Source organism: Mycobacterium sp. E2462 (genome assembly GCF_001672685.1).
In the GTDB taxonomy this organism is placed as follows: domain Bacteria; phylum Actinomycetota; class Actinomycetes; order Mycobacteriales; family Mycobacteriaceae; genus Mycobacterium.
Genome location: NZ_LZKC01000302.1, coordinates 12,869 through 32,864, shown reverse-complemented (window position 1 = coordinate 32,864; position 19,996 = coordinate 12,869). Strand labels below are relative to the sequence as shown.

General features: G+C 69.8%; 18 protein-coding genes and 1 tRNA gene. 11 read left to right on the top strand and 8 right to left on the bottom strand.

Annotation, left to right across the window (positions count from 1 at the left end):
* Positions 1-120: 120 nt before the first annotated feature.
* On the bottom strand, positions 121-1,032 hold the full coding sequence (locus A5714_RS15330) for a manganese catalase family protein (RefSeq protein ID WP_068066064.1): 912 nt from the start codon (positions 1,030-1,032) through the stop codon (positions 121-123).
* A gap of 187 nt (positions 1,033-1,219) precedes the next feature.
* Between A5714_RS15330 and A5714_RS15325 the strand changes: the two genes are divergently transcribed.
* On the top strand, positions 1,220-1,936 hold the full coding sequence (locus A5714_RS15325) for a hemerythrin domain-containing protein (RefSeq protein WP_068286354.1): 717 nt from the start codon (positions 1,220-1,222) through the stop codon (positions 1,934-1,936).
* 13 nt (positions 1,937-1,949) lie between these two features.
* Here the strand turns inward: A5714_RS15325 and polA are convergent, their stop codons facing one another.
* A complete protein-coding gene (gene polA, locus A5714_RS15320) occupies positions 1,950-4,610 on the bottom strand; it encodes a DNA polymerase I (protein WP_197513737.1) in 2,661 nt (886 codons plus the stop codon).
* Positions 4,611-4,811: 201 nt separating this feature from the next.
* Between polA and A5714_RS15315 the strand changes: the two genes are divergently transcribed.
* Positions 4,812-5,255 (top strand): Zn-ribbon domain-containing OB-fold protein, encoded by a 444-nt coding sequence (locus tag A5714_RS15315; RefSeq protein WP_068066072.1) that lies wholly within the window; start codon positions 4,812-4,814, stop codon positions 5,253-5,255.
* Positions 5,252-6,454, top strand: coding sequence for a lipid-transfer protein (locus A5714_RS15310; protein ID WP_068066143.1), 1,203 nt, complete (start codon positions 5,252-5,254; stop codon positions 6,452-6,454). Before A5714_RS15315 ends, A5714_RS15310 begins: the two co-directional genes overlap by 4 nt.
* A 100-nt stretch (positions 6,455-6,554) precedes the next feature.
* Here A5714_RS15310 and A5714_RS15305 read toward each other — a convergent pair whose 3' ends face one another.
* The gene (locus tag A5714_RS15305) at positions 6,555-7,169 is read right to left on the bottom strand and encodes an ANTAR domain-containing response regulator (protein WP_068066146.1); all 615 of its coding nucleotides are present in this window, start codon (positions 7,167-7,169) and stop codon (positions 6,555-6,557) included.
* Between the two features lie 112 nt (positions 7,170-7,281).
* Here A5714_RS15305 and A5714_RS15300 point away from each other — a divergent pair.
* A tRNA-Leu gene (locus A5714_RS15300) sits at positions 7,282-7,358 on the top strand.
* A 14-nt stretch (positions 7,359-7,372) separates the two neighbouring features.
* Here A5714_RS15300 and A5714_RS15295 read toward each other — a convergent pair.
* From A5714_RS15295 to A5714_RS15285, 3 genes are all read right to left on the bottom strand, one after another.
* Positions 7,373-7,789: a DUF4189 domain-containing protein gene (locus A5714_RS15295; RefSeq protein ID WP_068286347.1), complete on the bottom strand. Its 417-nt coding sequence runs from the start codon at positions 7,787-7,789 to the stop codon at positions 7,373-7,375.
* The gene (locus A5714_RS15290) at positions 7,786-8,007 is read right to left on the bottom strand and encodes a hypothetical protein (protein WP_068066078.1); all 222 of its coding nucleotides are present in this window, start codon (positions 8,005-8,007) and stop codon (positions 7,786-7,788) included. Before A5714_RS15290 ends, A5714_RS15295 begins: the two co-directional genes overlap by 4 nt.
* 81 nt (positions 8,008-8,088) lie before the next feature.
* Positions 8,089-8,283 (bottom strand): hypothetical protein, encoded by a 195-nt coding sequence (locus A5714_RS15285; RefSeq protein ID WP_068066081.1) that lies wholly within the window; start codon positions 8,281-8,283, stop codon positions 8,089-8,091.
* A 299-nt stretch (positions 8,284-8,582) separates the two neighbouring features.
* Here A5714_RS15285 and A5714_RS15280 point away from each other — a divergent pair, with 299 nt between their 5' ends.
* The 6 genes from A5714_RS15280 (at position 8,583) to cydC (ending at position 16,521) form a co-directional block, all read left to right on the top strand.
* Entirely contained in the window at positions 8,583-9,914 is a 1,332-nt protein-coding gene (locus A5714_RS15280; RefSeq protein WP_068286368.1) for an adenylate/guanylate cyclase domain-containing protein, read from the top strand.
* A gap of 45 nt (positions 9,915-9,959) precedes the next feature.
* Positions 9,960-10,550, top strand: a complete 591-nt coding sequence (locus A5714_RS15275; protein ID WP_156671210.1) for an HdeD family acid-resistance protein — start codon at positions 9,960-9,962, stop codon at positions 10,548-10,550.
* An 81-nt stretch (positions 10,551-10,631) separates the two neighbouring features.
* Entirely contained in the window at positions 10,632-12,095 is a 1,464-nt protein-coding gene (locus A5714_RS15270; RefSeq protein WP_068066092.1) for a cytochrome ubiquinol oxidase subunit I, read from the top strand.
* A gap of 37 nt (positions 12,096-12,132) precedes the next feature.
* Positions 12,133-13,173 carry a cytochrome d ubiquinol oxidase subunit II gene (gene cydB / locus A5714_RS15265; RefSeq protein ID WP_068286343.1) on the top strand — a complete coding sequence of 347 codons (1,041 nt, stop codon included), beginning with the start codon at positions 12,133-12,135 and terminating at the stop codon, positions 13,171-13,173.
* A gap of 65 nt (positions 13,174-13,238) precedes the next feature.
* A complete protein-coding gene (gene cydD / locus A5714_RS15260) occupies positions 13,239-14,861 on the top strand; it encodes a thiol reductant ABC exporter subunit CydD (RefSeq protein WP_068286340.1) in 1,623 nt (540 codons plus the stop codon).
* A 13-nt stretch (positions 14,862-14,874) separates the two neighbouring features.
* The gene (gene cydC, locus A5714_RS15255) at positions 14,875-16,521 is read left to right on the top strand and encodes a thiol reductant ABC exporter subunit CydC (protein WP_068286365.1); all 1,647 of its coding nucleotides are present in this window, start codon (positions 14,875-14,877) and stop codon (positions 16,519-16,521) included.
* A gap of 6 nt (positions 16,522-16,527) precedes the next feature.
* Here the strand turns inward: cydC and A5714_RS15250 are convergent, their stop codons facing one another.
* Positions 16,528-17,379: a LysR family transcriptional regulator gene (locus A5714_RS15250; protein ID WP_068066104.1), complete on the bottom strand. Its 852-nt coding sequence runs from the start codon at positions 17,377-17,379 to the stop codon at positions 16,528-16,530.
* A 170-nt stretch (positions 17,380-17,549) separates the two neighbouring features.
* Between A5714_RS15250 and A5714_RS15245 the strand changes: the two genes are divergently transcribed.
* On the top strand, positions 17,550-18,494 hold the full coding sequence (locus A5714_RS15245; protein ID WP_082959763.1) for a DMT family transporter: 945 nt from the start codon (positions 17,550-17,552) through the stop codon (positions 18,492-18,494).
* A gap of 16 nt (positions 18,495-18,510) precedes the next feature.
* Here A5714_RS15245 and A5714_RS15240 read toward each other — a convergent pair whose 3' ends face one another.
* Positions 18,511-19,959 (bottom strand): phosphatidylglycerol lysyltransferase domain-containing protein, encoded by a 1,449-nt coding sequence (locus tag A5714_RS15240; RefSeq protein ID WP_082959761.1) that lies wholly within the window; start codon positions 19,957-19,959, stop codon positions 18,511-18,513.
* Between the last annotated feature and the right edge of the window lie 37 nt (positions 19,960-19,996).

Here is a 19,996-nt window from a genome sequence, read left to right as displayed (position 1 = left end):
CGCCGATATCGGCGCGGGCCGGCGCGGCGGACGGCCGCAATTCATCCGTTGTTCACCGGCGTCGGGCCGGTGACCCCGGCCACCCGCGCGGGGCGGCGGACGGCCGGGGTCGGCCGGCAACTAGGTCTTGTCGGGGTCGAAGGCGTCCTTGATCTTGCCGACCACGCCCTTCTCGGTCCCGAATGCGGGCGTGCGGGCCTCGCCCCAGCTGCCGTCGTAGGTGACGTAGAGCTTCGGGTCCGGCGGCGGGCCGTGCTGCAGGTCTCCCAGCGGCGTGGTGTCCGTGCGGAACCGGTTGACGTGGCTGCCGTCGGGCGCGGTGCCGAAGGCCCACCGGCCCTTGTCGGAGTCCGCGCCGTCGGACAGGTGCCACAGCTCGCTGGCGTGCTCCTGGTACTCCTCGTCGAAGAGGTCGTTCGGGGCCACCACGCCCTCCAATCCGTCGGCCTGCAGTTCCTCGATCGCGGCCAGCCACATGTTCTGGTGATAGGTGTCGCGTGCCAGGTTGAACTTCAGCATCGCCTTGACGCCCGGGTCGTCGGTCATGTGCCACAGGCGCGCGGTCTGCACCCGGCCCTGCGCCTCGGCGGCGACGTTGGCGTAGAAGTCGGCGAGCAGATTGCCCGACGCCACAACGTATTTGCCGTTCCAGGACTGCCCTTGGCTGTCCGAGAGGGTGGGCGCCCCACCGGAGACGATCGCCTGCTGGGGGTCCATGCCGCCCATCACCGCGGCGACCACCGGGTCGCCCAGCGCGTTCTTGGTCGCGTCCGTGGCGGGCGCGCCCTCGAGCAGCCGCGCGATCATGGTGGCGATCATCTCGACGTGGCCGATCTCCTCGGTCGCCACGTCCATGATCAGGTCCTTGTACTTGCCCTTCATGCGGCAGTTCCAGCCCTGCATGAGGTATTGCATGGTGACAGTCATCTCGCCGAAGGCGCCGCCGAGCAACTCCTGCAACTTGCGCGCGTAGACCGGATCCGGCTTCTCCGGCTTGACGTCGAACTGTAGATAATCGGTATGCCTGAACATGAAAACCCCTTGGTGACAATGACATTCGGATCGGCGCACACGGCCGAGAACTCCGCACGGTGCTGTACGGGGCTACAGACCGCGATACCCGAGGTGAGGTAAGGGAAACCTTCTCTCTTTAAGAAAACTTGACCGCGTTTAGCCACGCCCGCCGGGGGAAGACGTCCGCGACGGAGGCACAGACCACATGACATCTTTGGCACAGCAGAGCCTCGCCGAGTTGGGCGGCTCGCACAGCATTCTGGCGCGCCAGAAGCGCGATCACATCGAACTCGACCGGCTCATCCGCGCGGTCGACGCCTCGCACGGGGCGCAGCGCGCCGAGCAGCTGAACCGGCTGTGCCGGTTGGTCTTTACGCACGCCTTCGCCGAGGAGTCGGTGCTATGGCCCGCGATTCGGCGGTCATTACCGCAGGGCGAGCGGCTGACCCTGCAGATCGAGCGCGAGCATCAGGAGATCAACGAGCTGTTCACCGAATTGGAGACGTTGGACGTGGACGGCCCGCGATTCGACGAGCTGTGGCGGCGCGCCGTCGGCCTGATGCGTGACGACGTGCGCGACGAGGAAGACGAGTTGCTTCCGCTGTTGCAGGAGGCGTCGTCGCACCGCGCGTTGATTCTGCTGGGCTGGGCGTGGGAAGCGGTGCGGCGCACGGCACCGACGCGGCCGCACCCCGTGGTGGCCCGCCGGCCGCCGGGCAACGCGCTGGCCGCGACGCCGCTGACGATCCTCGACCGCAGCCGCGACAGGCTGGACCGGTTCAGCCGCCGGGCCGGCGGCCGGGCCGGCGGACTCAGCGCCTCGGTCAGTCGGGCGTTCGCACGGGTAGCCGGGGCGATCGAGCACGTGCCGCCGCTGACCCGCGGCGAGGACCCCAGCACGCATTCGGGGCGCACGTCCTGATCGCGCCGGCGCGCTAATGCGCGGCGGCGTCCCAGGAGCGGCCGTATCCGACGGACACTTCCAGTGGCACGTCGAGCGGGTAGGCGCCGCCCATCTTCTCCCGGGCCAGCGCCTCGACCTGGTCGCGCTCGCCGGGCGCGATCTCGAACAGCAGCTCGTCGTGCACCTGCAGCAGCACCCGCGAGGACAGGCCGGCGTCCTTGATGGCCTTGTCCACCTCGACCATCGCCACCTTGATGATGTCGGCCGCGCTGCCCTGGATGGGCGCGTTGAGGGCGGCCCGCTCGGCGGCCTCGCGCACCTGCCGGTTGCTGCTGTCGAGTTCGGGCAGGTAGCGCCGGCGGCCGAAAACCGTTGAGGTGTAACCGTCTTTGCGGGCCTGCTCGACGACGTCGAGCAGGTAGTCACGCACCCCGCCGAAGCGGGCGAAGTACTGGTTCATCTGGACCTTGGCCTCCTCGGTGGAGATCTTGAGCTGGGCGGCCAGCCCGAACGCGCTCAGGCCGTAGGCCAGCCCGTAGGACATGGCCTTGACGCGGCGCCGCAGCTCGGCGGTGACCTCCTCGATCGGCACGCCGAACGCCCGCGAGGCGACGAAGGAGTGCAGGTCTTCGCCGGTGTTGAACGCCTCGATCAGACCCTCGTCCTTGGACAGGTGCGCCATGATCCGCATCTCGATCTGGCTGTAGTCGGCGGTCATCAGTTCCGCGTAGCCTTCGCCCACCACGAAGGCGTCGCGGATGCGCCGGCCGGCCTCGGTGCGGATCGGAATGTTCTGCAGGTTGGGCTCTGTCGACGACAAGCGGCCGGTCGCCGCGATGGTTTGGTTGAACGTGGTGTGGATGCGCCCGTCGGAGGCCACCGAGTTCAGCAGCCCGTCGACCGTCACCTTGAGCCGGGTCGCGTCGCGGTGGGCCAGCAGGTGCTGCAGGAACGGGTGGCCGGTCTTGTCGAACAGTGATTGCAGGGCGTCGGCGTCGGTGGTGTAGCCGGTCTTGGTGCGTTTGGTCTTGGGCATCTCCAGCTCGTCGAAGAGCACCGTCTGCAGCTGCTTGGGTGAGCCCAGGTTGATCTGCTTGCCGATCACCGCGTAGGCCGCCTCGGCCGCGTCGCGAATTTGGTGCGCGAAATCGCTTTGCAGCTCGGTCAATTGCGCCAGATCGACCGCGATGCCGGCATGCTCCATGCCGGCCAGCGCCCGCTGCACCGGCAGTTCCATGCCGCCCAGCAGCGCCGTGGAGTTGATCCGGGCCAGCTCTTCGTCGAGCGCGTCGGCCAGGTCCAGCACCGCCACGGCCCGCAGGATCAGCGTCTGCACCGCCTGGTCGTCGGTGCCGTCCGTGTCGTCGAGTAGCGAAAGCTGTTGCTGCTCGGGGTTTTCCGCGCGCAGTTCACGCCGCAGGTAGCGCAGCGACAGGTCGTCGAGGGAGAAGCTGCGCTGCCCGGGGCGCACCAGGTAGGCCGCCAGCGCGGTGTCGGACGTGACGCCGTTAAGCGTCCAGCCGCGGCCCGCCAGGTCGTGCATCGCCAGCTTGGCCTCGTGCAGCGCCTTGGGCGGGCCGGGATCGGCCAGCCAGGACGACAGCGCCGCCTCGTCCTCGGGATCGAGCTGGGAGGTGTCGATGTAGCGGCCCTCGCCGTCGGCGGACACGATGGCCAGCGCGGTCGCGTCGGCGTCGTAGGCCAGGTGGGTCCCGACGACGGCCAGTCCGAACCGCTTGCCCGAGCTGTGCTCGGTCAGCCACACGGCCAGCTCGCCGGGCTCCAGCGCGCGGCCCCGCACGTCGAACCCCTCGTCCACCTCGGGCTCCACGGCCGCCAGGGTCTCGAACAGCCGGTCGCGCAGCACCCGAAACTCGAGGTCGTCGAAGAGCCGGTGGATCTGGTCGCGGTCCCACGGCTGCATCCGCAACGTGTCCGGGGTCTGCGCCAGCGGCACATCCTTGACCAGCTCGGTGAGGTCGCGGTTGAGGATCACGCCGGCCAGGTTCGCGCGCAGCGCGTCGCCGACCTTGCCGCGCACCGAGTCGACGTTGTCGACCAGGCCCTGCAGCGAGCCGTACTCGCTGATCCACTTCGACGCCGTCTTCTCCCCCACGCCCGGGATGCCGGGCAGGTTGTCGCTGGGGTCGCCGCGCAGGGCGGCGAAGTCGGGGTACTGCGCCGGCGTCAGGCCGTATTTCTCGACCACCGCCTCCGGCGTGAAGCGGGTCAGTTCGCTGACGCCCTTGCGCGGGTACAGCACCGTCACCGTGTCGCTGACCAGCTGCAGCGAATCGCGGTCGCCGGTCACCACCAGCACCCGGAAGCCCTCGTTCTCGGCCTGGGTCGCCAGCGTCGCGATCAGGTCGTCGGCCTCGAATCCGGGCTCGGCGAGCACCGTGATGCCCAGCGCCGCGAGCACCTCCTTGGTGATGTCGATCTGCCCGTGGAACTCGTCCGGGGTCGACGACCGGTTGGCCTTGTACTCGGGGTACCGCTCGGAGCGGAAGGTCTGCCGGGACACGTCGAACGCCGCGGCGACGTGGGTGGGTGCCTCGTCGCGCAGCAGGTTGATCAGCATGGCGGTGAACCCGTAGACCGCGTTGGTGGTCAGGCCGCCGCGGGTCTTGAAGTTCTCCGCGGGCAGCGCATAGAACGCCCGAAACGCCAACGAATTGCCGTCGAGCAGCATCAGCGTCGGCGTGGTCTCTTCCTCGCCGGCCTTCGCGCTGGCCTTTCCACTGGCCTTTTCACTGGCCTTCGTATTGGCCTTGCTGGCGGGTTTCGTCGCGGGCACGGCTTTCACTCTAGGCACCCATGCCGACGCTCCCCCGCGCCAGCGCGGAACTGCAACACGTTTCAGTTTTGCGCCCGGGCTGGGTACGCTGGGCCGGTGTCAGAGGTCACCCGACAAGAACCGGCGATCGACGGATGGTTCACCACCGACGAGGCCGGCGCCCCGCACCTGATCGGTGCGAAATGCCCGCAGTGCGCCACCTATGTGTTCCCGCCGCGGGAGAACAACTGCCCGAATCCGGCCTGCGCCAGTGACACGCTGGAGCCCGTCGCGTTGTCGACGCGCGGCACGCTGTGGAGCTACACCGAGAACCGGTACGCCCCGCCCCCGCCCTATCCCGCGCCGGACCCCTTCGAGCCGTTCGCCGTCGCCGCGGTGGAGCTGGCGCACGAGGGACTGATCGTGCTGGGCAAGGTCGTCGAGGGGACGTTGGCCGCCGACCTGAAGGTCGGCATGGAAATGGAGTTGACCACCATGCGGCTGTACACCGACGACGATGGCGTGGAGCGCATGGTGCACGCGTGGAGGATCCCGGCATGAGCACCCCCGAACCGCTGTACATCCTCGGCGCCGGCATGCACCCCTGGGGCAAGTGGGGCCGGGACTTCACCGAGTACGGGGTGGTGGCCGCCCGGGCGGCGCTCGCCGAGGCGGGGCTGGACTGGCAGCAGATTCAGCTCGTCGCCGGGGCCGACACCATCCGCAACGGTTATCCGGGGTTCATCGCCGGGTCCACGTTCGCGCAGAAGCTGGGCTGGAACGGGGTGCCCGTCAGCTCCAGCTACGCCGCGTGCGCCAGCGGGTCGCAGGCGCTGCAGAGCGCGCGGGCGCAGATCCTGGCCGGCTTCTGCGACGTCGCGCTGGTGATCGGGGCCGACACCACGCCGAAGGGCGCGTTCGCCCCGGTCGGCGGCGAGCGCAAGAACGACCCCGACTGGCAGCGCTTCCACCTCATCGGGGCCAGCAACCCGGTGTACTTCGCCCTGCTGGCGCGGCGCCGCATGGACCTCTACGGCGCGACGCTGGAGGACTTCGCCGCGGTCAAGGTCAAGAACTCCCGGCACGGCCTGCAGAACCCCAACGCCCGCTACCGCAAGGAGGTGTCGGTCGAGGACGTGCTGGCCAGCGCCGTGGTCGCCGACCCGCTGCGGCTGCTCGACATCTGCGCCACCTCCGACGGCGCGGCGGCCCTGGTCGTGGCCAGCGCCGACTTCGCGCGCAAGCACCTGGGCACGCTGGACGGGGTCCCGTCGGTGCGCGCCGTGAGCACCGTCACCCCCCGTTATCCGCAGCACCTGCCCGAATTGCCGGACATCGCAACGGATTCCACCGCCGCGACACCCGCGCCGCAGCGGGTGTTCAAGGACCAGATCCTCGACGCCGCGTACGCCGAGGCCGGCATCGGTCCCGAGGACGTCAGCCTGGCCGAGGTGTACGACCTGTCCACCGCGCTGGAGCTCGACTGGTACGAGCACCTGGGGCTGTGCGCCAAGGGCGAGGCCGAAGGGCTGCTGCGCAGCGGCGCCACCAGCATCGGCGGCAAGGTCCCGGTCAACGCCTCCGGCGGCCTGGCGTGCTTCGGCGAGGCCATCCCGGCCCAGGCGATCGCGCAGGTCTGCGAGCTGACCTGGCAGCTGCGCGGCCAGGCCACCGGCCGGCAGGTCGAGGGCGCCACGGTGGGGATCACCGCCAACCAGGGCCTGTTCGGCCACGGCTCCTCGGTGATCGTCGCCCGCTGAGCGGGCCAGCGGGCCGCCCGGGGTAGTTCAGCGTGCGGCCACGGCGGGAGCCGTCGGCGTGTCGGCGCCGTCGGCGCACACCCAACGCGCCGGACGGCGGCTACTCGTCCTCGCCGCCCAGGGTTTCGAGCACGACCTCGGCGACGCGCTTCATCGTGGTGCGCCGGTCCATGGCGGCGCGCTGGATCCACTTGAACGCCTCCGGCTCGGTCATGCCCTGCTTGGTCTGCAGCAGGCCTTTGGCCCGCTCGACGACCTTGCGGGTCTCCAGCCGGTCGGACAGGCTCGCCACCTCGCGCTCCAGCTCGGTGATCTCGGCGAAGCGGCTGACGGCCAGCTCGATGGCCGGGATCAGGTCGCTGATCGTGAAGGGCTTGACCAGGTAAGCCATCGCCCCGGCGTCGCGGGCGCGCTCCACCAGGTCGCGCTGGCTGAAGGCGGTCAGCACGACGATCGGCGCGATGCGCTTGCTGGCGATTTCCGACGCGGCGTCGATCCCGTCGCGACGGGGCATCTTGACGTCCATGATCACCAGGTCGGGCTGATGGCGCTCGGCCAGCTCGACGGCCTCCTGCCCGTCGCCGGCCTCACCGACGATGTCGTACCCCTCCTCTCGGAGCATCTCGGCGAGGTCCAGTCGGATGAGCGCTTCGTCTTCAGCGATCAGGACCCGGCGCGGCACAGCGGCGTCGGTGTCGGTCGTGGGGCCTGTCATGACGAATATTGTGTCGTGCACCCGCCAGACCAGCGACATCGGGGGCGGTGAGACGGCGCGGGGCGCCTGATCATCTATGGTGGGAGGCTGCTTAAGGTAAGACGCCGGACACGCCCTCGTATCCCAACTGGCAGAGGAAACGGATTCAAAACCCGTCCAGTGTGAGTTCGAATCTCACCGAGGGCACCACCCGAAGGCAGCGATCACGACGAGCAGTGCGAGGTCTTGATCCGTCCCCGCGGCGCGGCCAGCTTGGCCAGGGCGTCGGCGTTCGCGGCCGCGGTGTCCGGGCCGGAGCCGCCGCGAAATCGGCCGGACGCCGGGTCGAATGCGACGGCCGCGCAGCCGTTGTGGGCCCCCGCGACGGCCTCGCACACGTCACCGGCTTCGGCGGTGCACTGCGCGATCGCGATCTGATTCGCCCCATCCTGGCTGCTTGCGACGCCCCACCCCGCGGCGCGTCCCGTTACCGCCGACACGGCCACGGCGACGAAGTCGTCGTCGGCCCACGCGGACGGCGCCCCGGCCGCGGCCGCGGCGGCCGCAGTGACGACGACTGCGACCGCGACGAGCGCGCCCACCCAGCGCGCCGCCGGCCGCGTCGCAGCTGGGGCGGTCATGGGCCCGCCGCGTCTTCGGCGAAGTAGGTGACCTCATACCACCGCCGGGCCGGCTCGACGCTGCCGTCATGGTCGTCGGTCGCGGTGGCGTGCTCGAGCCGGATGTCCGTCAGCTCCGCGTTGGACATCCGGATGTGGTCCTCGAGCTGGGCGTCTCGCGCCTCGCCGGTCAGCGCGGCGTCCGCCAGCGCCCTGCCCGTATACCGAGTCCACGCCACGCCACACAGTGTGCACCCGACCCCAACCCCGCTCGGCCCGGGGCAGCGAGCAACCACGCGGGTCGAACGGTGAACGGAGATTCAGTCCTCGACCGAGCGGCCGATGCAAACCTGTTCCGAGGGAAGCAGGTTGAGGTGGGTGGCATCGCTCTGGATGGAATCACCCGTCGTCCGTAACAGCCAATTGCCCCCGCCACAGCCGGCGGCACACCCGTCGGCCAGCAGTGCGGTGCCCGCCAACACCACCGCGAAGAGCAGCTTCTTCAGACCCGCCATAACCCACCCCTTAGTCCCGGGCAATCACGTGTCAGTACCGATAACGCATGTGTTGAATAACCCCGCTCGCTGTGACGCAAACCACACGATACAAATCGGTAACAGCGGTGGGAAGACCTTTACTTATGGGTATGTAATGGCGCTATTTTGTGTACCCGCAGTATTTAACTAAGGTATGAATTAGCCGCATTTCGCGTACTCGGGGTATTCAATTAATCGCTTGGCTTTCCTCGTTTTGCGTCCCGGAGGATCACGAGCAGGACGACCCCAAAGGCAAGCTCAGCGGTTACGCTGTGAACGTGGTGGCGAGGAAATGCGGTGCCCCACCCAGCGGGTTGGATGGCTCCGCGAAACGCCCGGACTGCGTCGGGGCCGTGCGGGCGCAGGCCCGCGACCGCACCCAGCACTACGCCGACAGCGCCGCCCGGCGGGCCCGGTTGCTGTCCATCACCGCGTGGCTGGCCGTGGCGGTCAGCGCCAGCTTTGTGTTGCTGCAAGTGGTCACCGGCTCCTGGCTGTGGCAGGTGAGCTCAATCAACATCGCCGCCGCAGTGGTCTTCGCGATCGTCCCGTGGCTGCACAAATTTGGGGACCTGGTCGCGCCGCTGACCTTCCTCGGCGCGGCATACCTCTCGGTCATCGCCAACTGTCTGGACGTGGGCACCGGCGCGGGCACCCAATTCTTCTTTCTGGTGGGCGCCTGCCTGGTGGTGTTGTTGCTGGGCATCGAGCACATCGTGCTGGCGTCCGGCCTGGCGGCGGTGGCCGCGGGGCTGATCATCGCCGTCGAGTTCCTGGTCCCCCGCGACACCGGGTTGCAGCCGAGCTGGGCCCAGTCGGCCGGGTTCGTCATCACGGCGATCTCCAGCGTGGTCATGGTGGTCGTGACGATGTGGTTCGCGCTGCGCGACACCGCCCGCGCCGAGGCGGTGATGGAGGCGCAATACGAACGGTCCGAGGAGCTGCTGGCGAACATGTTGCCGAGCAGCATCGCCGAGCGGCTCAAACAGCCCGACCGCGGTGTCATCGCCGACAAGTACGACGTCGCGTCGGTGCTGTTCGCCGACATCGTCGGGTTCACGGAACGGGCCAGCAGCACGCCGCCCGCCGACCTGGTGCGCTTTCTCGACCGCCTCTATGGCGCCTTCGACGCGCTGCTCGACACGCACGGGCTGGAGAAGATCAAGGTGAGCGGCGACTCCTACATGGTGGTCAGCGGCGTTCCCCGGCAGCGGCCCGACCACGCCCAGGCGCTCGCCGACTTCGCGCTCGACATGGCCGGTGTCGCCGCAGCACAGAAGGATCCGCGCGGCCAGCCGGTCCCGCTGCGCATCGGCATGGCCTGCGGCCCGGTGGTGGCGGGCGTCGTCGGCTCCCGCCGGTTCTTCTACGACGTCTGGGGCGACGCGGTCAACGTCGCCGCCCGCATGGAATCCACCGATTCGGTGGGCCGCATCCAAGTGCCCGAGGCCATGTACGAACGCCTGAAGGACGAGTTCGTTCTGCAGGAGCGCGGCCGCATCGACGTCAAGGGCAAAGGCTTTATGCGCACCTGGTATCTGATCGGTCGCAAGGCAATCGAACCACCCCGCGACGTGCTCGCCGAGGGCTCGCGCCGCGCGCACGTCTGACCTAAGTCCCTGTACCAGAACCCGGGTTTATGCCAGACTGCGGCCATGACTACCTCCCCTGGTACCGCTGAAGTTCCGAGCTTGTTGCCGCACCTGTGGAAATCCGCTCTGCTGTCGGGAATCCTGTCGCTGATCGTCGGCGTGGTGGTGCTGGCGTTGCCCGGCCTGTCCATCCTGGCCGCCGCCATCGCCTTCGGCATCTACCTGCTGATCACCGGCGCCGCGCAGGTCTTCTTCGCCTTCAGCCTGCACGTCTCGGCGGGCAGCCGCATCCTGCTGTTCATCAGCGGGGCCGCGTCACTGATCTTGGCGGTCTTGGCATTTCGGCATTTCGGCAAGGACCCGCTCACCGCGATCCTTCTGCTGGCCATCTGGATCGGCATCGGCTTCATCTTCCGCGGCGTCGGGACGACCGTCTCGGCGATCAGTGACCCCCGCCTGCCCGGGCGCGGCTGGAACATCTTCCTCGGGGTGATCACCCTGCTGGCGGGCATCGTTGTCCTGGCGTCCCCGCTGGAATCGATCGGCGCCCTGGCGTTCGTCGCCGGCATCTGGTTCGTGGTGATCGGCGTGTTCGAGATCGTCTCGTCGTTCGGCATCCGCAAGGCGTCGAAGACGCTCGGCGCCGGGGCATAAGCCCACGTAGCGCGCCGCCCCGTCATCTACTACACTATGTCGTAGTTGCCCGTAGGGCCTCAGCGATCTGGGGAGATGACAATGAGTGTCGTCGACATCTCGCGGTGGCAGTTCGGTATCACGACCGTCTACCACTTCATCTTCGTGCCGCTCACGATCGGCCTCGCTCCCCTGCTGGCCGTCATGCAAACGGCGTGGGTGGCCACCGGTAAGACGGCGTGGTATCGCCTCACCAAGTTCTTCGGCAAGCTGTTCTTGATCAACTTCGCCATCGGCGTGGCGACCGGAATCGTCCAGGAATTCCAGTTCGGGATGAACTGGAGCGAGTACTCGAAATTCGTCGGCGACGTCTTCGGCGCACCGCTGGCCATGGAGGGGCTGTTCGCCTTTTTCTTCGAGTCCACCTTCATCGGCCTGTGGATCTTCGGCTGGAGCCGGCTGCCGAAACTTGTTCACCTGGCCTGCATTTGGATCGTCGCGCTGAGCGTCAACGCGTCGGCGTTCTTCATCATCGTGGCCAACTCGTTCATGCAGCACCCGGTCGGTGCGCACTTCAACCCGGCGACGCGACGCGCCGAGCTGGACGACATCTTCACGCTGTTGTCCAACAACACCGCCCGGGCGGCGTTTTCCCACACGGTGGCGGGCGCGTTGCTGACCGCCGCGACGTTCGTCGCCGCGGTCAGTGCGTGGTGGCTGGTGCGCTCACAACGGCGCGGACCCGCCGCCGCGACGGACGCCCGCACCATGTTCCGGCCCGCGGTGATTCTCGGTTGCGGCGTGGCGCTGCTCGCCACGGCCGGACTGTTCTTCACGGGCGACCGCCAAGGCAAGCTGATGTTCGTCCAGCAGCCGATGAAGATGGCATCGGCGGAGTCGTTGTGCGCCACCGCAACCGACCCCGACTTCTCGGTGCTGACCATCGGCACCCACAACAACTGCGGCAGCGTCACCGAGGTGATCAAGGTCCACTACGTGTTGCCGTTCTTGGCCGAAGGCCGGTTGAGCGGCGTGACCTTGCAGGGAGTGAACGACCTGCAGCACCAGTATCAGCAGCGCTTCGGGCCGAATGACTACCGGCCCAACCTGTTCGTCACCTACTGGTCGTTTCGGGCCATGATCGGCTTCATGCTGGTGCCGGTCGCCTTCGCCCTGGCGGCCCTGTGGCTGACGCGCGGCGGCCGGACACCCCGGCAGCGTTGGTTCTCCCGCTTCGCGTTGCTCACCATCCCCACGCCGTTCCTGGCCAACATCGCCGGGTGGGTGTTCACCGAGATGGGCCGCCAACCGTGGGTGGTGGCGCCCAATCCGACTGGCGACCAAGCGCTTCGCATCACCGTCCGCGAGGGGGTGTCGCATCTGCCGCCGGGGCTGGTGGTGACGTCGCTGACGACCTTCACCCTGGTGTATGCGGCGCTGGCAGTCGTCTGGTTCTTCCTGCTGAGGCGCTACGTCGTCGAAGGGCCGCTCGAGCACGACGCCGAACCGGCGCCGCCGCGCGCGCCCAGCGCGGACGAGGTGGCGCCGCTGTCCTTCGCCTACTGAGGCGCGTGCGAGTTTCTGGCCCGAAAGGAGCTGACCGATGGGGCTGCAAGAGTTGTGGTTCGGCGTGATCGGGCTGCTGTTTTTGGGGTTCTTCGTCCTCGAGGGTTTCGACTTCGGCGTCGGCATGCTGATGGAGCCGTTCGCGCGCGTCGGGATCGGCGAGGCCGAGCCGTTGCGACGCACGGCGCTCAACACCATCGGGCCGGTATGGGACGGTAACGAAGTGTGGCTGATCGTCGGCGGGGCGGCCATGTTTGCCGCCTTCCCCGGCTGGTACGCCACCGTGTTCTCCACGCTGTATCTGCCCCTGCTGGCCATCCTGTTCGGCATGATCGTGCGGGCGGTGGCCATCGAATGGCGCGGCAAGATCGACGACACCGGGTGGCGAGGCTGGGCCGACGTCGCGATCGCGACCGGTTCGTGGCTGCCCGCGGTGCTGTGGGGCGTCGCGTTCGCCGTCCTGGTGCGCGGGCTTCCGGTGGGCGCCGACGGCCATGTCCACCTGTCGATCACCGACGTGCTCAACCCCTACACGCTGCTGGGCGGGCTGGCCACCGCCGGGCTGTTCTCGTTCTACGGCGCCGCGTTCGTCGCGTTGAAGACCTCCGGCGCCATCCGCGACGACGCCTACCGCTTCGGGCGGTGGTTGTCCCTGCCGGTCACGGGAGTGGTTGCCGCGTTTGGTCTTTGGACGCAACTGGCGCACGGCAAGGACTGGACCTGGCTGGCGCTCGGGCTGGCCGTGGCGGCGCAGCTGGCGGCGGTGCTGCTGGTCTGGCGGCGCGCGTCGGACGGATGGGCGTTCACGTGTGTCGCGCTGGTGGTTGCCGCCGTCGTCATTCTGCTGTTCGGGTCGCTGTATCCCAACCTGGTGCCCTCGACGTTGAACCCCCACTGGAGCGTCACCATCTACAACGCGTCCTCCACCCCGTACACGCTGAAGGTCATGACGTGGGTGACGGCCTTCATGGCGCCGCTGACCGTCGTCTACCAGGCGTGGTCGTATTGGATCTTCCGGCAACGGATTTCGGCCGACCGCATTCCACCGCCCATCGGGCTGGCAAGGCGCGCGACCTGAGCAACGCAGCGCCGCGCCAAAGCCGGGCACCCTTGGATCCGCGACTATGGCGGGCGTCGGGCGCGGTGCGCCGGTACCTGATCGCCTCGGTCGGTTGCGGAGTGGTGATCTCCGCGAGCGCGATCGGCGCGGCGATCGTGCTGGCCGGCATCGTCGCGCGCGTGGTCGACGAGGCCTCCCGGCGGGACCTTCGCGGCGAGCTGGGGCCCCTCTCGATCCTGTTCCTGCTGTGGGCAATTCGCGCGGGAACGCAATGGCTGGCGGCCCGCCTGGGGCAGCGCGGGGCCAGCGCGGTCATCGCCGACCTGTCGGGTCAGGTGCTGACCGCGGTCACCGCCCGGCAGCCCGGCGAGCTGGCCGCGCAACGCGACACCGCCGCAGTGGTGGCGACGCGTGGGCTCGACGGCCTGCGCGCCTACCTCACCGGCTATCTGCCGACGCTGATCCTGGCCGCGATCCTCACCCCGGCGACCGTCGCCGTGGTCGCGATCTACGACCTGAAATCGGTGGTGGTCGTGGCGATCACCCTGCCGCTGATCCCGGTGTTCATGGTGCTGATCGGCTTGGCGACCGCCGAACGGTCGGCGGCCGCGCTGGCCGCCATGACGACCCTGCAGGCGAGGCTGCTCGACGTGATCGCGGGGATCCCGACCCTGCGGGCGCTGGGCCGCGCCCGCGGGCCGGAGCGCCGCATCGCCGAACTCGCCGCGGCGCACCGGCGTTCGACCATGGCCACCCTGCGGATCGCGTTCCTATCGGCCTTGGTGCTGGAATTGCTGGCGACCCTCGGCGTGGCACTGATCGCGGTCGGAATCGGGCTGCGCCTGGTGTTCGGGGAGATGACGCTGACCGCGGGTCTGACGGTCCTGCTGTTGGCGCCCGACGTCTATTGGCCGCTGCGCCGCATCGGCGTGGAATTCCATGCGGCGCAGGACGGCAGGACCGCCGCCGGGGCGGCGTTCGCGCTCATCGGCGAGCCGCCGTCCCGCCCCGCCCCGACGCGAACCGTCACGGCCCGCGGTGCACCGGTGCGCCTCGAAACGCTCTGCGTGACGGGCCGCGACGGCCAGGCGCCGCACCGGCTGACCGCGGTCCTCCAACCGGGATCCGTCACCGTGCTGACCGGGCGCAACGGCGCGGGCAAAAGCACCACGCTGCAGGCCATCGCCGGGCTCACCGTGCCGACGTCGGGCCGGGTCACCGTCGCCGGGGTGGACGTCACCGCGCTGGAACCGGAGGGCTGGTGGCGGCAGCTGTCATGGCTGCCGCAACGCCCGGTGTTGGTGCCCGGCAGCGTCGGTGACAACCTCCGGTTGTTCGGCGAGCTGGACGACATCGAATACGCTTGCGCGGCGTCCGGATTCGACGCGGTGCTGGCCGAGCTTCCCGACGGCCTGCGCACGCCACTCGGGCGCGGCGGCGTCGGGCTGTCGCTGGGTCAGCGCCAGCGGCTGGGGCTGGCCCGCGCGCTCGGCTCGTCGGCCGCGGTGCTGCTGCTCGACGAACCGACCGCGCACCTGGACGCCGCCACGGAGCACCGCGTCCTGCGGGCCCTCGTCGAGCGCGCCCGCGGCGGCGCGACCGTGGTGGTCGTCGGCCATCGGGAACCCGTCATCGCCATCGCCGACCAGGTGGTCGGTGTGGTCGGTGTGGTCGCGGACAGCGGGGTGCGCCGTGCGCCGGTCTGAGGGTGCCCGCGCCGTGGGCGCCGCCGTCATCGACCTGCTGCGTCCGCGGCTGGGACGCGTCGTGGTCGCCGTCGCGCTGGGGGTGTTGTCGCTGGGCAGCGCGCTGGCCCTGGCGGCGGTCGCGGCGTGGCTGATCACCCGGGCGTGGCAGATGCCACCCGTGCTGGACCTGTCGATCGCGGCGGTCGCGGTGCGCACGTTCGCCATCTCGCGCGCCGTTTCGCACTACTGCGAGCGGTTGGCGTCGCACGACACCGCCCTGCGGGCGGCCGGCACCGCCCGGGAACGGATCTATCGCCGCCTGGCGCGCGGCCCGGCCGCGGCGGCGGTGCGGCTGTCCAGCGGTCAGCTGGTGGCGCGGGTGGGCGTCGACGTCGACGAACTGGCCAACGTGCTGGTGCGCGCGATCGTGCCGATGGGTGTCGCGGTGGTGCTCGCCGTGGCGGCGGTAGCGGTGGTCGCGGTCGTCTCGGTGCCCGCGGCGCTGGTGCTGGCGGCCTGCCTGGCGTCGTCCGGCGTCGTGGGGCCGGCGCTGGCGGGCCGGGCGGCGGCCTCGCAGGAAGCCCTTGCGCGCGAACACCTTTCGGAGCGCGACGCGGCCGCTCTGCTCGCGCTCGAGCACGCGCCCGAGCTGCGGGTCGCCGGGCGCCTCGCGGGGGTCATCGCCGAGTCGCGGCGCCGCCAGCGCGCTTGGGGTGCCGCCCTGGATGCGGCCGCCCGGCCGGTGGCCGTGTCCGAGGCCGTGCCCACCGCGGCGATCGGGATCAGCGTGCTGGGCGCGGTCGTGGCGGCGATCGGGCTGGGCCATACCGTCGCGCCCACCACGCTGGCCGTTCTCATGTTGCTGCCGCTGTCCGCGTTCGAGGCCATGACGCCGCTGCCGGCCGCCGCTGTCCAGTTGACGCGTTCGCGCGTCGCCGCCCGCCGGCTGCGCGACCTCGCCCCACCCGAGCCGGGACCCGAGCCCCCGGCCGAGGCCGCGCCGGCGCCCGCGCGCACGGCTCGGTTGTGCGCCGACGTCGTGTCCGGCCACCCGGGCGCTGGCCGTTCGGCCCGCGTGACGCTCGACCTGCCACCCGGCGCCCGGCTGGCCGTGACGGGCTCCAGCGGGTCCGGCAAGACGACGCTGTTGATGACGTTGGCCGGTTTGTTGCCCGCGCTGGACGGCCGCGTGGCGCTCGACGGCATCGATGTCGACCGGTGGCGCGAGGCCGACCTGCGCAGTGCGGTCTGCTTTTTCGCCGAGGACGCCCACGTGTTCGCCACCACCGTGCGGGACAACCTGCTGGTCGCCCGCGGCGACTGCGGGGACGACGAGCTGTCCGCCGCGCTGCGCGCCGTCGGGTTGGGCGACTGGGTCGCGGGCCTGCCCGACGGCTTGTCGACGGTGTTGACCGGCGGCGCACAAGCCCTCTCGGCCGGGCAGCGGCGCCGGCTGCTGCTGGCGCGCGCGGTGCTCTGCCGGGCGGGGATCCTGTTGCTGGACGAGCCCACCGAGCACCTCGACGCGGTGGACGCGCAGCGCGTGCTCCTCGACCTGCTGAGCCCCGGGTCGGCGCTGCTCGGCGCGGACCGTACGGTCGTGGTGGCCACCCACCAGCTGCCCGGCGGCGTCGACTGCCGCGAGTGGCGCATCGACGCGGCCGCACCGGCCGGCTGAGCCCCGTCAGTCGTCGGTGGCCAGCACGTCGCGCACCGCGGCGTCGACGGTGCGCAGCACCTCGGGGTCGATGCCGGCGCGCCCGCGCACCAGGATCGAGGCGTAGTTGGCCGCCGGCAGTCCCTCGGCGGGGCACAACCCGTCGGGCAGCTTCCCGATCATCGGCAGCAGCGCCACCCCCAGCCCGGAACGCACCGCCGCGCACAAGCCGGACAGGTCACCGCACTCGGCGGCGATCTCGTAGGCAATGCGGCGTTTCTCCAAGATCGCGAAGGCAGGTTCGCGCAGCGTGCAGGGCTCCGAATAAATCACCAGCGGCAACGGGTCGCGAGTCGATGCGGCAAAGCTGCGCGATGAGACCCATTGCAGCCGAACCGATCCCGAGGCGTTAGCGCGGTCCAGCCCGGCGCCGTCGAGCATGATCGCCAGGTCGACGAGCCCGCGGTCGATCGACTCGGCCAACGACACGTTGCGGTCGAGCTTGAAACGCACCCGCCGGTCGGGCAGCCGTTCGCGCAGCACCCCGGTCAGGCCGGCCAGCATCACGTCCGCCCCATGCTCCGTGGCACCGATGGTCAGCAGTGTGTGTTCGGTCGCGCCCAGGTCGTCGAGCGCCGCATCGTGGGCGGCGAGGATCACCCGGGCGTGCCGCAACACCTTTTGGCCGACCTCGGTGAAGATCACCCCGCGACCGGAGCGCTCGACCACGGTCTGACCCACGACGGTCTCGATCCTGCGCAGGTGCTGGCTGACCGCCGACTGGCTCAGGTGCAGCGCGGCGGCGGCGCGGTGAAATCCACCACAGTCGGCCACCGCGACGAGGCTGCGCAGCGGGGCGATGTCCAGAACTTGAGCCACCCCCGCACCATAGTCTGATCAGCGAAAGTGATCAATCAACGGGCAAAAGTCGCGAATTGCCGGAACCGTACCGCGGTCCCGATAAGCAATGCTGATCGGTTGCGATCGCCAATAATCGTTGGACTCGGGCAGCGTTTCCCGCGACCATGGGCACCATGCACTTGCCGCGCATGCCCCTGAGCACCGCCACGGCGATCACGCTGTCCTACGCGGTCGGCTACCCGATCGGCGCGTTGGCGGTGGCCGCGATGACGCCGATGCACGCCCTGGTGCTGCGGTTCAGCCTGGCGGCGGCGATCCTGACCACCTGGACCGTCGTGGCCAGGGTCCCGTGGCCGCGCGGCGCCCAGTTCGGCCACGTCGTCGTGACGGGCCTGTTGATTCAGGCCGTGCAGTTCTGCTGCCTGTACGAGGCGCTGCAACTGGGCTCCCCCGCCGTGCTGTGCGCCGTGGCCGTGGCGATGAACCCGGTGATCACCGCGATCCTGGCCACGATCTTCCTGCGGGAACCGTTGGGGGCGCAGCGGATTGCGGCGCTGGCGCTGGGCGTGTTCGCGGTGCTCGCCGCATGCGCCAAGCGGCTGATGAGCACCCACGGCGTGGACCCCGTCATCGCGCTGCTGCTGGTCGCGCTCCTGGGTGTGTCGGCGGGCGGCATCTACCAGCAACGGTTCTGCACCGGGGTGGACTTTCGCGCGATGAGCGCGCTGCAGAACGCCGTCGCGCTGATCCCGGCCGTGGCGCTCGCGGCGTTCACGCCGCTGACCGTGCACCATCGCACGCAAGCCGTGATCGCGATCGCGGCCATGGTGTTGCTCAACGCGACGCTGGCCGTCAGCCTCTACGTGCGCGCCATCAACGCTCACGGCGCGGCCGCCGTGGCCATGCTCTTCGCCGTCATCCCGGCCGTCGCCGCCGTGTTGTCGTGGCTGATGCTGGGCCAGCGGCCCGACGTCGGCGTCGCGATCGGCCTGGTCGCGGGCGGGCTGGCGTGCTGGCTGAACAGCCGGGCGACCAACCGGCACCGCCGCCAACACGCCGCGGAAACCGGGGCGCTCGGCGCCGACCCGCCGCGCGGTGCGATGAAGGCCGCGATCGCGGCATCGCGGCCCTGACGCCGGGGCGTCGCCGTCACAGACGTCGGCGTCGGGGCAGAAACTCCAGCGACAGCAGCACGAACAGCAACGGGACGATCTGGGTCCACGTGATCAGCACGTAGCGGCGGCCGGCGAGCGCGTGGAACTTGCGCACGTACCGGTACAACGACTCCAGCGCGATCAGCGGATCCAGCAGATGGGTCAGCGCGTACACGACGCGGTGCGTCAAGCCGCCGTCGGAGCGGTCGAAGATCTCCGGGAATGCGGCGAACGCCAGCGAAACCCGTTGCGCGCCGGACTCTTTGCCGGCCATGATCATGTCGACGGTGAGCCGCTCGTCGAGTCCGTTCGGGGCGTGGCGGCGTCGCCACGGGACGTCGAGGGTGACGTCGGCGCCGTGCCCGGCCGTGGCGAAGCGGTGAAACGCCTGGACGGTGCCGGCGGCGTCGCGGGCGAGAATCAGCCGGACGCCCGGGAATCGGCCCTCCAGCACCCCATCGAGGTTCATGTGAAACCCCCGGTCGGCGTGGGCACCCTTCGTCGAATCCCTTACCACGTCGACCAATTCGGCCAGTTGCGGCTCGCGCAGTTCCTGCTCCGCGACGATCTCGGTGGTGATGCCGCAGTTGTGGGTGCGCTGTACCGCCTGGCGCAGATTGCGGAATTTCCGGCCGACCATGTCGAAGGTGGCGACGTCGACGACGACGTCGCGGCCGATCGGGACGGGCCGCAACGGTTGTCGCAGCGCCGTCCACAGCGGCAGCCGGCCTTCGCTGCAGCCCACCACCGCGATGCGCCAACCGTGGGCGTGGCAGTGGGCGGCGAAGTCGTCGACCAGGGAGGCGAATTGGGTCTCGTCGCCGATCGGGTCACCGCTGACCACGGCGAAACCCCACCGCGTCCGGTAGGCCAGGGCTGCCCGGCCGTCGCGGCTGAACCGATAGCTCTTGCCGGTCTGCATGGCGAACGGCGCCAACGGATCACCGCGGGTGGCGTCGACCAGCCGCCACACCCGGGGCAGGTCGCCGGGGGTGGCACGCGAGGCCGTCGGCCACATCAACGCCAGGCCCGAGGCGGCGATCGCGACGTCACCCAGTCGATCAAAGGACAGGACGTGCAACCCGAGGCCGGCGATCACCAATAGTGCTGCGCCGCAGGCATGTAGCGCCGTCACGGGGCGGTTCAAGAAGATGCCGCGGGCGATGAACACCACGGCGATCAGGACCGTCGCCGACCAGGCCAGCCGGTCGGCGTCACGCCATTGCGGCTGGGCGTGATGACGCGCGACGACGTGCAGAAGCCAGCAGGCGGCCCCCAACAACGCCAGGGCGCCGGCCAGTCGCGCGGCCGGCGAATCGACCGATACGACAACGCGTTCGGCCGCGGGGGGTTTGGTCGTGGACTTCGTCGATGGCGCGCTCACACTGACCTCCCAGTACGCCGGCGTCAGGTGGACGCTCTCGTGCCCACCCGCGCACCGCATACCCGGCTGACGGCGACCTACGCCAATTATGCACCCG